This window comes from Halomonas sp. DP1Y21-3 (assembly GCF_019801245.1).
GTDB lineage: Bacteria > Pseudomonadota > Gammaproteobacteria > Pseudomonadales > Halomonadaceae > Halomonas > Halomonas litopenaei.
In genome coordinates this window covers 294,990-308,952 of sequence record NZ_JAHVJM010000003.1, presented here as the reverse complement: position 1 = coordinate 308,952, position 13,963 = coordinate 294,990, and the positions used below count along the sequence as shown (strand labels likewise).

12 protein-coding genes and 1 other RNA gene are annotated in these 13,963 nt (G+C 66.3%); 7 read left to right on the top strand and 6 right to left on the bottom strand.

Annotation, left to right across the window (positions count from 1 at the left end; genetic code table 11):
• Nucleotides 1–25 precede the first annotated feature (25 nt).
• The gene (locus tag KUV74_RS10110; RefSeq protein WP_213229453.1) at nucleotides 26–1,138 is read right to left on the bottom strand and encodes a glycosyltransferase family 9 protein; all 1,113 of its coding nucleotides are present in this window, start codon (nucleotides 1,136–1,138) and stop codon (nucleotides 26–28) included.
• 38 nt (nucleotides 1,139–1,176) lie between these two features.
• Between KUV74_RS10110 and KUV74_RS10105 the strand changes: the two genes are divergently transcribed.
• The gene (locus KUV74_RS10105; RefSeq protein WP_261395294.1) at nucleotides 1,177–2,322 is read left to right on the top strand and encodes a glycosyltransferase family 4 protein; all 1,146 of its coding nucleotides are present in this window, start codon (nucleotides 1,177–1,179) and stop codon (nucleotides 2,320–2,322) included.
• Between the two features lie 95 nt (nucleotides 2,323–2,417).
• Here KUV74_RS10105 and KUV74_RS10100 read toward each other — a convergent pair whose 3' ends face one another.
• Nucleotides 2,418–3,140, bottom strand: coding sequence for a 3-deoxy-D-manno-octulosonic acid kinase (locus KUV74_RS10100; RefSeq protein ID WP_222516254.1), 723 nt, complete (start codon nucleotides 3,138–3,140; stop codon nucleotides 2,418–2,420).
• Here KUV74_RS10100 and KUV74_RS10095 point away from each other — a divergent pair.
• From KUV74_RS10095 to waaA, 3 genes are read left to right on the top strand one after another with little or no spacing between them, the layout of a single operon-like run.
• Nucleotides 3,139–4,248 carry a glycosyltransferase family 9 protein gene (locus KUV74_RS10095; RefSeq protein WP_108131936.1) on the top strand — a complete coding sequence of 370 codons (1,110 nt, stop codon included), beginning with the start codon at nucleotides 3,139–3,141 and terminating at the stop codon, nucleotides 4,246–4,248. The genes KUV74_RS10100 and KUV74_RS10095 overlap by 2 nt on opposite strands.
• Nucleotides 4,238–5,668 (top strand): bifunctional D-glycero-beta-D-manno-heptose-7-phosphate kinase/D-glycero-beta-D-manno-heptose 1-phosphate adenylyltransferase HldE, encoded by a 1,431-nt coding sequence (hldE, locus tag KUV74_RS10090; RefSeq protein ID WP_045990977.1) that lies wholly within the window; start codon nucleotides 4,238–4,240, stop codon nucleotides 5,666–5,668. Before KUV74_RS10095 ends, hldE begins: the two co-directional genes overlap by 11 nt.
• Before the next feature lie 2 nt (nucleotides 5,669–5,670).
• Nucleotides 5,671–6,969, top strand: a complete 1,299-nt coding sequence (gene waaA, locus KUV74_RS10085; RefSeq protein WP_222516253.1) for a lipid IV(A) 3-deoxy-D-manno-octulosonic acid transferase — start codon at nucleotides 5,671–5,673, stop codon at nucleotides 6,967–6,969.
• Nucleotides 6,970–6,975: 6 nt separating this feature from the next.
• Here waaA and rpiA read toward each other — a convergent pair whose 3' ends face one another.
• Nucleotides 6,976–7,650 carry a ribose-5-phosphate isomerase RpiA gene (gene rpiA / locus KUV74_RS10080; RefSeq protein WP_045990979.1) on the bottom strand — a complete coding sequence of 225 codons (675 nt, stop codon included), beginning with the start codon at nucleotides 7,648–7,650 and terminating at the stop codon, nucleotides 6,976–6,978.
• A 204-nt stretch (nucleotides 7,651–7,854) separates the two neighbouring features.
• Between rpiA and ilvA the strand changes: the two genes are divergently transcribed.
• Entirely contained in the window at nucleotides 7,855–9,417 is a 1,563-nt protein-coding gene (gene ilvA, locus KUV74_RS10075; protein ID WP_260425355.1) for a threonine ammonia-lyase, biosynthetic, read from the top strand.
• Between the two features lie 387 nt (nucleotides 9,418–9,804).
• Here ilvA and KUV74_RS10070 read toward each other — a convergent pair whose 3' ends face one another.
• The 3 genes from KUV74_RS10070 to KUV74_RS10060 form a co-directional block, all read right to left on the bottom strand.
• Nucleotides 9,805–10,425 (bottom strand): 5-formyltetrahydrofolate cyclo-ligase, encoded by a 621-nt coding sequence (locus KUV74_RS10070; RefSeq protein ID WP_260425354.1) that lies wholly within the window; start codon nucleotides 10,423–10,425, stop codon nucleotides 9,805–9,807.
• 36 nt (nucleotides 10,426–10,461) lie between these two features.
• A non-coding RNA gene (gene ssrS / locus KUV74_RS10065) (6S RNA) lies at nucleotides 10,462–10,646 on the bottom strand.
• A gap of 210 nt (nucleotides 10,647–10,856) precedes the next feature.
• Complete coding sequence (locus KUV74_RS10060) at nucleotides 10,857–11,168, bottom strand: cell division protein ZapA (protein ID WP_045990982.1); 312 nt, start codon at nucleotides 11,166–11,168, stop codon at nucleotides 10,857–10,859.
• A gap of 232 nt (nucleotides 11,169–11,400) precedes the next feature.
• On the opposite strand from KUV74_RS10060, the gene KUV74_RS10055 reads away from it, so the two are divergent.
• Both KUV74_RS10055 and ubiH read left to right on the top strand, forming a co-directional pair.
• Nucleotides 11,401–11,985: a UPF0149 family protein gene (locus KUV74_RS10055; protein WP_045990983.1), complete on the top strand. Its 585-nt coding sequence runs from the start codon at nucleotides 11,401–11,403 to the stop codon at nucleotides 11,983–11,985.
• Between the two features lie 470 nt (nucleotides 11,986–12,455).
• Nucleotides 12,456–13,784: a 2-octaprenyl-6-methoxyphenyl hydroxylase gene (gene ubiH / locus KUV74_RS10050; RefSeq protein ID WP_083970168.1), complete on the top strand. Its 1,329-nt coding sequence runs from the start codon at nucleotides 12,456–12,458 to the stop codon at nucleotides 13,782–13,784.
• Nucleotides 13,785–13,963 lie beyond the last annotated feature (179 nt).

The window sequence follows — 13,963 nt, the reverse complement described above, 5'->3', positions numbered from 1 at the left end:
AGTGGGATGCGCCGATACGCTGTTGCTATGCCGTCGACCGATGGTGGTTGACCTTCCTCAGGCGCGCTGCAGTGGCGGCGGCGGCGGCCTCCAGGTCGATGGCCGACATGTCCTGGTGAGCGGCATCCGTCGGTGGATGAAACGCCAGTCGCCGATCGGCGTCGTTGCAAGTCTGCCAGCGCAGCGGGGTGGCCGAGCGATGGGACGGGTAGAAGCCGACGGTGATCAGGTTGAGACAGCCTGCCACGTGCAGCGGGCCGGTGGAACCCGCGATAAAGGCGTCGGCCGCCGCCAGACTGCGAGCGAAGTCGGCGAGCCCTGCGCAGGCCGGCTGTCGGTAAGCACTGAGCCCAGCCTCGTCCAGCGTCTTGACCAGGGCATCGGCCACGGCTTCTTCGCCGGGGCCGGCGGTAAGAATCCAGTGGGGCGGTCGCTCACCCGACTCGGCCAGGCGCCGATCGATACCCTGTGCAAGCCCGGCGTAGGCCTCGGGAGTCAGGTTGACCGCCGAGCCGCCGCTGCCCGGGTGCAGGAACACCCAAGGGCGCGTGTCGTCGAGTCCCAGCGCCTGGCCCAGCGCGCTACGCTGAGCGTCACGTTGTTGCGGGGCCAGGGGCCAGTAGGGGGGCGCGGGGTGCTGTTGCGACGGCTGTCCTGACGAGAGTCCCAGCGCCTGAATCATGGCCTCGGCCAGTTCCAGGTTGTAGATGTATTCAGGCTTGGCCGAACGGGATCTGCGCTGGGTGACGCGACGGTTGTAGAATAGCTGGGCCCACTTGGTGGCTGGCGCCATGCGCAGGGGGATCCCCGAGCGAAGGCCGAGCCAGCCGATGCGGGTGGTGGAGTAGAGCGTCAGCATCGCCGTGAAACCGCCCTGGCGCAGTGTCGCCAGCAGGGCACGCTGGGCATCCTTCGGCGCCTGTTCACCCGGGTCGATGACGACGTCGTCGATCCACGGACAGAGCCTTGCCATCGGCGCCGTATAGGCGGGTACCAGCACGCTGACATGAGGGGCGGGCTTGGCCTTCTTGAGGGCGGCGAGTGCTGGCCAGGCGAGCATGAAATCGCCAAGCTTGTCGTTGCGTACCACCAGCAGTCGAGGGGCACGAGCGTCGGCCGAGGCCGTCGTTGCTGTCATTTGGGCTCCCGAGCCCCGCTATCGGAAAGGAGACCACCTTGAGTCACAAGGTCATGCACATCTGCCTGTCGGACGGCTGGGGCGGACTGGAAATGTATCCTTCGAGGATTATACCGGAGCTTGCCGCTCAGGGGTGGCAGGTGCATGCCCTGGCACTGGGCGACTCGCGGGTGGCCAGGAGCCTCGATGATGCCGGGGTGCCGACGCTGACTGCCCGCTCCAGAGGCTCGGCGCTTTTCGGTGTGCGCCGGTGGCTTGAGTACCTGGCCCGTCACGACATCCGCCTGTTGCACTGCCACAAGTCCAGCGACCTGCGCCTGGCAGCCCTGCTGGCGACCTTGCGGCCGCGGCTAAAGGTGGTGTTCACCGACCATATGGGGGTCACCCGGCCGAAGAAGGACCTGTATCACCGCTGGGCCTACGGACGGGTGTCGCGGCTGTTGTCCATCAGCGAGGCGACCCGGCGACGTAACGTCAAGGCCTTCGCCCTGCCGGCCGAGCGTATCCAGCGGCTGTATCTGGGGATCGACCCGGCGCCGCTGGCGCCGCGTCTGGACGCCGGCGAGCGGCGCGCCCTGCGCACAAGCCTCGGGCTGCCGGCGTCGGCCACCACCATCGGGGTGGCGGGGCGACTGACGCCTGGCAAGGGCCAGCGGGTGTTCGTCGAGGCCCTGGCGAGGCTGATCGCCGAGCATCCGACGCTCGATGTCCATGGGGTCATCATCGGTGGACTCAGCGCCGAGGAGGGCAGTCGTGAGGAGTACGTGGCCGAGCTCGAGGCGCTGGTCGCCGAGCAGGGACTGTCGCAGCGCATCACCTTTACCGGCTTTCGGCGTGACCTGGCGCGGTTGTTCGAGGTGCTCGACGTGGTCTGTGTGCCGTCGCGCAACGAGGCCTTCGGCCTGACCGTGATCGAGGCCATGGCCGCCGGCAAGGCGGTGATCGGTTCGCGTAGTGGCGCCATCCCCGAGTTGATCGACGCTCACAGTGGCCGCCTGGCAGGCCCCGAATCCGCCTCCGAGTGGGCCGCCGCCATGCTGGAATTGGCGCAAGATGGCGAGCTCAGGCGACGTCTGGGTGAAGAGGCGCGACGTCGGGTCAAGCAGCACTTCCTGCTGTCGCAGCATGTGCAGGGGCTGACTCGGGTCTACGACGACGTGCTCGCTGGCCGGCCTGCCGTCTGACGAGTGACACCGCTTGCTCAGAGAGGTGAGTAAGCGGTCGCTATCACTGTAGGCGTTGCTGCAAAAGTGTTCTGGAGCCGAGAATCGATCACAGGCTAGACGTCGCTATAGCCGCGGCGGATCTCTTCGAGCGCCTGCTGGGCCGACCTCTCGTCGACGCAGAAGCGGGCCAGCGAACGTCCCAGTCGCGCCAGATTGCCCTCGCGCCATTTGCCAGGGGCGCGCAGGCGACAGCGGTCCAGGTCGATCAGCCAGACTCGGTCGCTGTCGTCGACCAGCAGGTTGCGGGCGTTGAGGTCGACATGGTCGAGGCCATGGTCGTGGAAGCGTCGGATGACCTGGCCCACTTCATGGAGCAGGCCCGGGGCCAGATCACCGCTGCCGAGATGCTCTGCCAACGCTCGGGTGGCCGGCAGGCGCTCGGTGATCAGCGCGGCCTCGTAGCTTGGGCCATGTCGAACGACGCCTCCCAGCACCGGCCGCGGCACCGGCAGGCCGGCCTGGTAAAGCCGTGCCGTCAGACGCACTTCGCGAAAGGCGCGACTGCGTTCGAGCCCGGTCCACAGGTAACGGGAGGTCGATAGCCGGGCGACGAGACCGCCGCGGCGGTAGGGCCTCAGCACCCACTGACGATCGCCCACCTCGAGAAACAGACTCTGGCCGCGACCCGGCGCCTGTCCGGTCACCAGGCCTGCCTCGCGCCAGTATTCTGGCGCCAGCAGAGCGGGTCCGATTTGTGGCCGTGGTACAGCGTCACATAAACTGGTGGCATCGTATAAAATGCCCACCTTTCCTGACTGATACGTTGCCAACCGCATGAAGCATCCTCTGCCCGCTCGACCTGCCCACATCGGCGTGCTGCGTCTCTCTGCCCTGGGAGACGTGTGCAATCTGGTGCCCACGGTTCGAGCCCTGCAGCGCCAATGGCCCGAGGCGCGGATCACCTGGATCGTCGGCAAGGGCGAATACAGTCTACTGACCGGCCTGTCAGGGGTCGAGTTCGTCGTCTACGACAAGTCCACCGGCCTCAAGGGCATGCGGGCGCTGTGGCGCGAGCTGGCCGATACCCGCTTCGACGTGCTGCTGCACATGCAGCAGGCACTCAGAGCCAGCGTGCTGTCGCTGGGACTCAAGGCCAAGGTGCGGGTGGGCTTCGACCCGGCACGGGCCAAGGACCGTCAGTACTGGTTCACGCATCGTCAGCTGGCCCCGCGTGAGCGAGCCCACGTGCTGGAGTCGTTCATGGACTTCGCGCGCCTGCTGGGGGTCGAGGATACGTCGCTGGAGTGGCGACTGCCGGTGCCGGACAGCGCCTACGCCGAGGCCAGGGAGCTCACCGGCGACAGCGCCTATCTGTTGATCAGTCCTTGTGCCAATCCGCGCCTGCGCAACTTTCGCAACTGGTCGGCGGAAGGCTACGCCGCCGTGGTGGAGCACGCCTGGACCCAGTTTGGCCTGAAGACGGTGATGACCGGGGGCGGCAGTACCCAGGAGCGCGAGATGGGCTCGCGCATTCAGTCGCTGTGTCACCCCGAGGCGGTGATCGACGCCATCGGCGCCACCTCGCTCAAGGGTCTGCTGGCGCTGATCGATCGCGCCCGGGTGGTGATCGCCCCGGATTCCGGCCCGGTGCACATGGCCAACGCCCTGGCTACCCCGGTGGTGGGCCTGTTTGCCACCACCAACCCCGATCGCGCCGCGCCCTACCTGTGGCGCGACTACGTGGTCAATCGCTACCCTGACGCCGTCCGGGAGTTCCTCCAGGCGGATCCCGACACCATCACCTGGGGCCAGCGGGTCCGCCATCCCGATGCGATGTCGCTGATTCGCGCCGACGACGTGATCGAGCGACTCGATACCCTGCTCGCCGACACCGCCTCGCAACACCGCTCCGACCTCGATAGGGAGTCACCCGATGAAGCTTGATCTGACCGCGCTTGAGCGCTCCCGCGTGCTGGTGGTGGGCGACGTCATGCTGGACCGCTACTGGCACGGCGGCACCTCCCGGATATCGCCGGAGGCCCCGGTGCCGGTGGTGCGCGTGGAAGAGTGCGAGGATCGTCCGGGCGGCGCCGCCAACGTGGCGTTGAACATCGCCTCTCTGGGGGCCCACGCGGCGTTGGCCGGACTGGTCGGTGACGACGACAATGCCGACCGTCTGACCGCGCGCCTGGAGGAGGTGGGGGTGAGCACTCACTTTCACCGTACCCCCGGCATGCCCACGATTACCAAGCTCAGGGTGATGAGCCGCAATCAGCAGTTGATCCGGCTGGACTTCGAGGATGGACTCGACAAGATCGACACCTCGGAGCTGGCGCCCAGGCTGATCGAGGCCACCGACAACTTCGACCTGATCATCCTGTCCGACTACGGCAAGGGCACCCTGGCCAACGTCGAGATGGTGATCCCGGAAATGCGCCGGGCCGGCAAGCGGGTGCTGGTGGACCCCAAGGGCAGCGATTTCCGGCGCTATCGTGGTGCCAGCGTGATCACCCCCAACCTGGCCGAATTCGAGGCGGTGGTCGGGCCCTGCCCCAGCGACGACATCCTGGCCACCAAGGGCGAGGCGCTGCGCGAGGAGCTCGAGCTCGAGGCGCTGCTGATCACCCGCAGCGAGAAGGGCATGACGCTGATTCGCGAAGGCCATGACCCCTTGCACCTGCCGACTCGGGCCCGTGAGGTCTACGACGTCACCGGCGCCGGCGACACCGTGATCGCGGTGCTGGGTCTAGCCCTGGCCGCCGGCCACGGCTTCGCCGAGGCCATGACCCTGTCGAATCTGGCGGCGGGTCTGGTGGTGGCCAAGCCCGGCACCGCGACGCTGTCCATCGCCGAGCTCTACACCGCGCTGCACGGCGACAAGCTGGCCGAATTCGGCGTCATCGAGGAATCACCGCTGGTGCTGGCGGTGCGCGCCGCCCAGGCCCGTGGCGAGCGAGTGGTGATGACCAACGGCTGCTTCGACATTCTTCATGCCGGCCACGTGGCCTACCTGGAGCACGCCCGCCAGCTCGGTGACCGGCTGATCGTGGCGGTCAACGACGACGCCTCGATCCGTCGGCTCAAGGGCCCCAAGCGGCCGATCAATCCGCTCAATCGCCGCATGCAGGTGCTGGCCGGACTCGGCGCGGTGGACTGGGTGGTGCCCTTCGCCGAGGATACGCCGGCTCGCTTGATCGAATCGGTGCTGCCGGACGTGCTGGTCAAGGGCGGGGACTACCGGCCCGAGGATATCGCCGGCGGCGAAGCGGTGCGTGACGCAGGGGGCGAGGTCAAGGTGCTCGGCTTCGAGGATGGCGTCTCCACCACCGCCATGATCTCGACCATCCTCGATCGCGAGAGCTGAGGGTGAGCTGGCCACGGCTCGCCTATTCAGGTGCCATCGGACTGCTGTCGCCGCTGATCTGGCGACGGGTCTGGCGCGAACAGCTGCCGGATCGCGCTCGTGGCGAGCGGATGGGCTGTCTGCGGCCCTTCGCCGACGAGCGTCCGCGGCTATGGCTGCACTGCGCCTCGGTGGGCGAGGTGGTGGCGGCACGACCGTTGATCCGTGCCCTGCGCCTGCGCCATCCCGATCACCGACTGGTGGTCAGCACCATGACCGCCACCGGCGCCGAACGAGTGCTCTCGCTGGTGGACGACGTTCCCGAGGCGGAGGCGGCCGCTCCCCTGAGCCATGTCTTCGTGGCGCTCGACTTTCCCGGCGCCGCGCGCCGCTTTGTCCAGCGTCTGGCCCCTCGCCAGGCGATCTTCTTCGAGACCGAGCTGTGGCCGAACCTGCTGAGGGTCTGCGCCAGGCGGGGTATCCCGGTGGCGGTGGTCAATGGCCGCCTGTCGCCCCGTGCCTTTCGTGGCTATCGGCGCCTGCGCCCGCTGATGGCCGAGTCGCTGGCCTGTGTCGACTGGCTGGCGGCCAAGTCCGGTGAGGATGCCGAGCGTTTCGTCGAACTGGGCATGGCGTCCGACCACATCCAGGTCGTCGGATCGATGAAGTTCGACATGGCCCTTGATGATGCATCTCTGAAGGTGAGTGAGCGCTTGCACGCAGCCATCGGGCATCGCCCGATCTGGGTCGCCGGGTCCACCCACCCCGGCGAAGATGAGCTGCTGCTCGGGGTCCAGCGCCGCCTTCAGGCACGCTTTCCCGATATCCTGCTGGTGCTGGTGCCGCGCCATCCGCAGCGCTTCGAGGAGGTCGCCAGGCTGTGCCAGGAGGCCGGCTTCGAGACCGTCAGGCGCTCCCGGGGACGCGTCCCCAGCGCCAGGGCAGAGGTCTATCTTGGCGACAGCATGGGTGAGCTGCAGGCGCTCTACGGCACTGCGGACCTGGCCTTCGTCGGCGGCAGTCTGGTGCCCATCGGTGGCCACAATCTGCTCGAACCCGCGCTGATGGGTGTGCCGGTGGTGACCGGCCCGCATCTCGACAATTTCGAGGACGTGGCCCAGCTGCTGAGAGACGCCGGCGCGCTGGTCGAGATCGCCGACGCCGACGAGCTGGTCGAGCGTGTCGCCGCGTTGCTCGAGGATGCAGAACAGCGCAAGCGGCTGAGCGAGGCCGGGCAAGGTGTCATCGACACCCACCGGGGTGCGCTGGAGGCCACCCTCGCTGGCCTGGACCGGCTGCTTGGCCACAGCCAAGGCAGGTGATCGGGCTCAGGCAGGAAGATGCCGGCTGATGCCGTCGGCGCCGCCGATCAGCAGGATATCCGCCGGACGAGCGGCGAACAGGCCGTTGGTCACCACTCCGACGATCGCGTTGATGCGGGTCTCCAGGGCGACGGGGTCATCGATGTCGAGGCCGTAGCAGTCGATGATCTGATTGCCGTTGTCGGTGACCACGCCCTCGCGGTAGACCGGATCGGCGCCAAGCTTGACCAGTTCCCGGGCGACGTAGGAACGGGCCATGGGAATCACCTCGATGGGCAGCGGGAAGTCGCCCAGGCGCTCGACCCGCTTGGAGGCGTCGGCGATGCAGATGAAGGTCTTGCAGCAGGCCGCCACGATCTTCTCGCGGGTCAGCGCGGCACCCCCACCCTTGATCATCTGAAGGTGAGCGTTCACTTCGTCTGCGCCGTCGACATAGACCGGCATAGTGCCGACTTCATTGAGCTCGTAGACGTCGATGCCGTGCCCCTTCAATCGTTGGGCGCTGGCCTCGCTGCTGGCCACCGCTCCGCGGAAGTCCCCGCGCAGCTCTGCCAGGCGGTCGATGAAGCAGTTGGCGGTGGAGCCGGTACCGACACCGATCACGATGTCACGGCCGAGCATCGGGCGGACCTCGTCGATGGCGGCGGCAGCGACGGCGTCCTTGAGTTCGTCCTGGGTCATGGAATACCTGCGATGGGGAGCGTGAGAAGAGGAAAGCTGCGGCCATTATAGGGCATCGCGAAAGACGGAAGAAACGCTGTGTGGCGTGTCACCGTGGTGCCTGGGCTCCGCCCGCTTCCGCCCTCATCGCGGTCGCGGCAGCTCGGCACTGAGGCAAGCAATGTCTGCCTGGGGTGGCTGGCGCTGGACGTTGGGCGTGAGGCGATGCTAACAATAGGGGTTTTGCCCGCCTCCCTCACGCTGGATACCAGAATGCTCGAAGCTACCGTCAAGAAGATTCTCCAGGCCCGGGTCTACGAAGCCGCCCGAGAAACGCCGATCTCACCTGCGCCCATGCTGTCGCGACGGTTCAACAATCAGATTCTGATCAAGCGTGAAGACCTTCAGCCGGTGCACTCCTTCAAGGTGCGCGGTGCCTACAATCGCATGGCTCACCTGACCGATGAGCAGAAAGCCAAGGGCGTGATCGCCGCCTCCGCCGGGAACCATGCCCAGGGCCTGGCGCTGGCGGCCAAGCAGATGGGCGTCAAGGCGGTGATCGTGATGCCTCGCATCACCCCGGAGATCAAGGTGGCTGCGGTACGTGGCTGGGGCGCCAAGGTCATCCTCAAGGGCGACGCCTTCGCCGCCGCCGCAGAGCACGCCCAGGAGCTGGTCGAGGCCCACGGCTACACCTATATCCCGCCGTTTGACGATATCGATGTGGTCGCCGGACAGGGCACCGTGGCCATGGAGATCCTGCGTCAGCACAGCGGCCCCATCGATGCGGTGTTTATTCCGGTGGGCGGTGGTGGCCTGATCGCCGGCATGGCGGCCTACATCAAGTACCTGCGCCCGGAGATCAAGGTGATCGGGGTGGAAGCCGAGGACAGCGCCTGCCTGAAGGCCGCGCTGGAGGCCGGTGAAAGGGTCATCCTTGAACAGGTCGGGGTGTTCGCCGAGGGCGTGGCGGTGGCGCAGATCGGCGAGATTCCCTTTTCCCTGATGCGTGACTTGGTGGACCAGGTGATCACCGTCAACACCGATGAGATGTGTGCGGCGGTGAAGGATATCTTCGAGGATACCCGGGCGGTGTCCGAGACCTCCGGCGCGCTGTCGCTGGCCGGTCTCAAGAAGTATATCCAGGAGACCGGGGCCGAGGGCCAGACCCTGATATGCATCAATTCTGGCGCCAACACCAACTTCGATCGGCTCCAGCATATCGCCGAGCGTACCGAACTCGGCGAACAGCGCGAGGCGATCCTGGCGGTGACCATTCCCGAGCGACCTGGCAGTTTCAAGAAGTTCTGCCGCACCATCGGCAAGCGCATGGTCACCGAATTCAACTATCGCTACGCCGATGCCGACCAGGCCCACATCTTCGTCGGCATACAGGTCAAGCCGGGCGGCGAGGATCGCCAGGCGCTGATCGGCAAACTGATCGAGGCGGGCTACCCGGTCGAGGATCTGACCGACAACGAACTGGCCAAGCTGCATATCCGTCATCTGGGCGGCGGCAGGCCCCGTACCGAGTTCACCGAGGAAGTCTATCGCTTCGAGTTTCCCGAGCGCCCCGGCGCGCTGATGAACTTCCTGACCCATCTGCCCCAGGACTGGAACATCTCGCTGTTCCACTACCGCAACCACGGTGCTGCCTATGGTCGGGTGCTGGTCGGCATGCAGATTCCCAACGGGGATCGCTCCCACGTCGAGGAACATTTTGACGCCATTGGCTATCGCTATTGGAAGGAAAGTGACAATCCCGCCTACCAACTGTTTATGGCATAGCCATGGCGGGATGACGTCTTGGAAGTCGAGGCAAAGCGGCGTATCCTGCGCGCGCAAGCGCTGACTTACTTGCTGGGCATGATGACGCCTGGCTGACGGGCTTCATCGTGGAAGCGTGATGATTGCCATACATGGGTGATCACCCTATAGTCTGAGTCAGTCGCTTTGACCACAACATCAAGACAATACGGCAAGCGGCCGTATGAAGGGAGTCAGGAATGAAACGCAAGCCCGATCTGATCATGTCACTGGTGCTGGTGTTCGGACTGGGAGTCGTGGCAACCGGCTACGCCCAGGCGCTGGTGGGAGGTTGAGGCACCAGGCACCATGGTCACGACATCGGCATAGATCCAACTCCGGCCGCCCTCAGGGGCGGCCGGAGGCGTTTCAGGCAGGGCGGATCACTCTGCGATCACTGACGATGGCGTTCAGCGGCACGTCCCAGGAGGCCACCGGCAGGCGTTCGACGCGCTGGACGTCATGGGCCAGGCCGATCAGGCGTGGCCTGGGGCCGCCCTGCCCGCTGTCGGGATGGGCGAAGGCCAGGGTGCGATCGTAGAAGCCTCCACCCATGCCCAGGCGCTGGCCGGCGTCGTCGAAGCCCACCAGCGGTAGAAGGATGGCGTCCAGCGCCCAGGGCGGCAGACGACGCGACGGATGGGCGCCGTGACGGCTGCAGGGTTCGCTGATGCCGAAGCGATTGGCGACCATGGGGGTGTGCTCGTCGTAGCGGACGAACCACAGGCGATTGTCGCTCAGGGGGCGCAGCACCGGAAGATAGGCCTGGGCGCGCCGCTGGCGTAGCCAGTCGAGCAGGGGGCGAGGATCGATCTCCCCGTCATTGGGCAGGTAGAGCGCCACGCGACGGGCACTCAGCAGTTCAGGAAGGCGACGCAGGCGAGCCAATAGTGACTGGCTGGCGGCCTGCTGCTGGCGCGGGCTCAGGGCCCGGCGGCGGCGGCGTAGTTCGCGTCGCAGCTCGGTACGTGACAAGTGTCCGAGCGTCATCTGTGCGTCAATGGAAGAGCGCAGATCGTTCATTCGAGGTTCCCCAGAGTGCCGCTGTCGTTCTGGCCCTTGAACCCATAGGTTCAAGGTGGGTGGCCGCAGCCGAGCCGTCAGGCTTTCCGTCGCACGGACTTGCACACGGGCCCGGCTAGCATTTGGCCCCCTGGGTACTGCGCATAGGCTCGAGGGACTGTAACGACTGGCGCACACCCCAGGGAACTCCTCCATGCTACCAGACCGGGGCCTGGCGCCAAAGTGAAGATGCCTTCGAGTGCTTTAGGAGGCAGTGTCGACCAGGCGCGCTGGTCGCGAGACACCAGCAAGGGGATGAGATGCTGGCACGGCTCTCGCAGATGAGGCGGGGCGCGGACCACCGGGGCGGTGCGGGACGTGATGCGGGCTCAGGTACCGAAAGCTCTGATCAGCCTTGATCAGACGTCGGAATCGCGACTCGGCGCCTTGGCGAGCGCCTGTTCCAGGCGGGTGTTCAGCTCGCTCAGGCTGGCTTCGCCTGCACGCTTCTCGTCGCGCAGGCCCAGCAGTTCGTGGGCCAGGTTGAGTGCAGCCATGATGGCGATCTTCTCCCGATCCACCACCTTGCCCTGGGCGTGGATCCCCTGCATGGCCTGGTCCAGATAGCGGGCAGCACGCTCCAGTCCCTCCTGCTCCTCGGGGGCACAGGCGATGGTGTAGGGGCGTTCTAGCAGCGTAATGTCGGTGGTATGCCGCTTGGTGTCATTCATGGGCCTGGCTCCGGGGCGGGCCTTGGCTAACGCAGCGCCGAACGGGCAGGATGCGTTACCATCGGGGATCGATTGCGAGTCACTATAAGAGAGCCTTCAGCGGGGGGTCAACGCGACACCTCAAGACGGGATCACCGACGGCGCTTGCCGATGCCATGGGCAAGCGGCTTCTGGTCACCCCGGGGGCGCCGCGGTATTGCCACCCTGAACCTCTTCTTCAGCGGATATCATCATGTCTTTGATCAACGAACGCCAGGACTTCTCCACCATCGCCGACACCTTTTTGCTGCATGGCAGCATGCAGTCGCCGGCCTTTCTCGACGGGCGCCTGTGCGCGGCACTCGGCCTGCACGACCTCACCGCCGAGGCCTGGCTCGAGGAGGTCTGCCTGACCCTCGGGGTCGACCAGCCCAGAGACGAGCCCAGCGCCGAACGCCTGCTCGGCTGGCGCCGCCAGACCCTGGACGCTCTGGCCAGCACTGAGCTGAACTTCGAACCGCTGCTGCCTGACGAGATGTTCTCGCTGGCCGAGCGTGCCCAGGGCCTCAAGGAGTGGACCCTCGGCTTTCTCGAAGTGGTGGAGGATGCAGGCGACGCGCCCAGAAAGAAGTGGTCCGAGCCGCTCAGGGAGGCCATCGAGGATCTCGCGGGTTTGGCCGCCATCGAGACCGATATCGACGACAGCGCCGAGAATGAAAACGACCTCTTTGCCCTGACCGAACACGCCCGCATGGCGGCGATGCTGCTCTATACCGAACAGCACCCTGGCACCCCGCAGGTCGAGCAGGTCGACGAGACGCCTCCCACCACCCACTGACGCTTGCCAAAGTCCCGAACGATGCCTGCAAAGTTCGGGATTTTTCCCTCCTTTTCCCGTCGCCAGAGCCTGCTATGCTGGATGGTGTGATCGATCCGGCAGCGCGCTTCTGGGCTCGGGTCGCTGGCGAATCAGCCGCTTACCTGTCCTTGGCGATCATGCCTTTCTCGGCGATCACACCTTTCTCATCGGTGCGTGCCTCTGGTGTGGTGGACGCTTCTCGCCGCCGCCCGGGGCGCCGCCGCTGGTCGACGACCGGGTAGTCGTGGACCGGATGATCGTCGGATTACCGCGCACATGGGTGCGCCAATTTTCCAGAAGAGTGTCGTGTCACAGGTCCTGCAAGGGAGGGATGTTGGTGGTTGAGGTGTAAATCAGGATGCTGTTTCGCCAGGGTAGTTGGTGGTTTTATAGCCAACTAGCACGCTAATAAATGTTTGATTACGTAAAGTTATTACAGGAATACAGTAATGCCGCAAGACACCCCCGAGAGCACTGTGGAACCAACGGCAAGCCGCCTTTCAGCGAACGCCCCTCAGGCGTCTTGCCAGGAAGGTGGCCATGCGGTCGAGCGGGTCGACGTGGCGATCATCGGCGGGGGGCTGGTGGGGGCGAGCCTGGGGGCGGCCCTGGCGGAATTGATCGAACACTCCGGCCTCAAGGTCGCGGTGGTCGAGGCCGCACCGATGGCACCGCTCGCACCGTCGCCGCAGGAAGCGGCGCCTTCGGCGGGAGAAGACGACGCCTGGCAGCCAAGCTTCGACGCCCGCGCCAGCGCCATTGCGGCGGGGTCCGCCGCGCACTTTTCGCGCCTCGGGGTGTGGTCGGCCATGGCCGCGAAGGCCAGCGCGATCTCGCTGATCCATGTCAGTGAGAAGGGGCGCCTTGGTGCGACGCGCCTGCGTGCCGACGAAATGGGCGTCGAGGCGCTCGGCTACGTGGTACCCAACGCCTGGATGGGGCGGGTGCTGCATCGCCGCCTGGCCGAGCTGCCGCTCGACTGGCACTGTCCGGCTCGGGTGGAGCGTATCGAACCCGTGGCCGCAGGCCATCGTCTGTGGTTGTCCAGCGGCAGCGTGCTGGAGGCCGGCCTGACCGTGCTGGCCGACGGCGGTCGCTCTGGCCTCAAGGAGGCGCTGGGGATCGAGAGCGACGCGGCCCCCTACGATCAGGTGGCAATGATCGCCAATGTCGCGGTCGGGCGCCCCCACCAGGGCGTTGCCTACGAGCGCTTCACACGGCAAGGCCCGATGGCGCTGCTGCCGCTGCCGGGACAGGCCATGGAGCTGGTGTGGACCCATGAAAAGGGCAGCGAACAGCGCCGACTGGCATTGTCGGACCGCGCCTTTCTCGAAGAGCTGCAGGCCGCCTTTGGCGATCGAGCCGGCGCCTTCGTCAAGGTCGGCCAGCGTCACGTTTACCCGCTGTCGCTGGTCACCGCGCGGGAGACGACTCGGCCGGGACTGGCGGTGCTGGGCAACGCCGCCCACGCCCTGCACCCGGTGGCGGGCCAGGGCTTCAACCTCGCGCTGCGAGGGGTGATCGACCTGGTCGAGGCCATCGAGCAAGGGCTCGAGGCCGGCCAGGCGCCTGGCAGCGCGGCGACCCTGGCCTCCTTCGAGCGACGCCGCGAAGCGGACCAGCGCAATGTGGTGCGCTTCAGCGACGGCCTGATTCGGCTGTTCGGCATCGACCAGCCACTGCTGTCCCACGCCCGTGCCGCGGGACTGATTGGCCTGAACCTCGCAGGGCCGCTGAGGCGGGGCCTCGCCAGGCGGGCCATGGGCAGCGAACGATAACTGGGTAGGGGCAACCCTGGCCCGTTGGTGTCATCTGGCTCACAGGGCCTTCCCATGGCGTCAGGCAGCCTTCAGGCACTGCCCCTGAAAGCCTGGCGGTCGAGCATAGGATTGCCCTTGGCGGTACACTGGGTGCGCTGCGTTGCCGCGACCCTGAGGGCGAATCCGCAAAGGACCCC

What these genes read in the sequence shown, in the direction of transcription:
- hldE (WP_045990977.1), top strand. Translation starts at nt 4,238, where the DNA reads ATGAAGCTTGATCTGACCGCGCTTGAGCGCTCCCGCGTGCTGGTGGTG.
- rpiA (WP_045990979.1), bottom strand. Translation starts at nt 7,650, where the DNA reads ATGACCCAGGACGAACTCAAGGACGCCGTCGCTGCCGCCGCCATCGAC.
- ubiH (WP_083970168.1), top strand. Translation starts at nt 12,456, where the DNA reads ATGCCGCAAGACACCCCCGAGAGCACTGTGGAACCAACGGCAAGCCGC.
- KUV74_RS10060 (WP_045990982.1), bottom strand. Translation starts at nt 11,168, where the DNA reads ATGAATGACACCAAGCGGCATACCACCGACATTACGCTGCTAGAACGC.
- KUV74_RS10100 (WP_222516254.1), bottom strand. Translation starts at nt 3,140, where the DNA reads ATGCGGTTGGCAACGTATCAGTCAGGAAAGGTGGGCATTTTATACGAT.
- KUV74_RS10110 (WP_213229453.1), bottom strand. Translation starts at nt 1,138, where the DNA reads ATGACAGCAACGACGGCCTCGGCCGACGCTCGTGCCCCTCGACTGCTG.
- KUV74_RS10055 (WP_045990983.1), top strand. Translation starts at nt 11,401, where the DNA reads ATGTCTTTGATCAACGAACGCCAGGACTTCTCCACCATCGCCGACACC.
- KUV74_RS10095 (WP_108131936.1), top strand. Translation starts at nt 3,139, where the DNA reads ATGAAGCATCCTCTGCCCGCTCGACCTGCCCACATCGGCGTGCTGCGT.
- ilvA (WP_260425355.1), top strand. Translation starts at nt 7,855, where the DNA reads ATGCTAACAATAGGGGTTTTGCCCGCCTCCCTCACGCTGGATACCAGA.
- KUV74_RS10070 (WP_260425354.1), bottom strand. Translation starts at nt 10,425, where the DNA reads ATGACGCTCGGACACTTGTCACGTACCGAGCTGCGACGCGAACTACGC.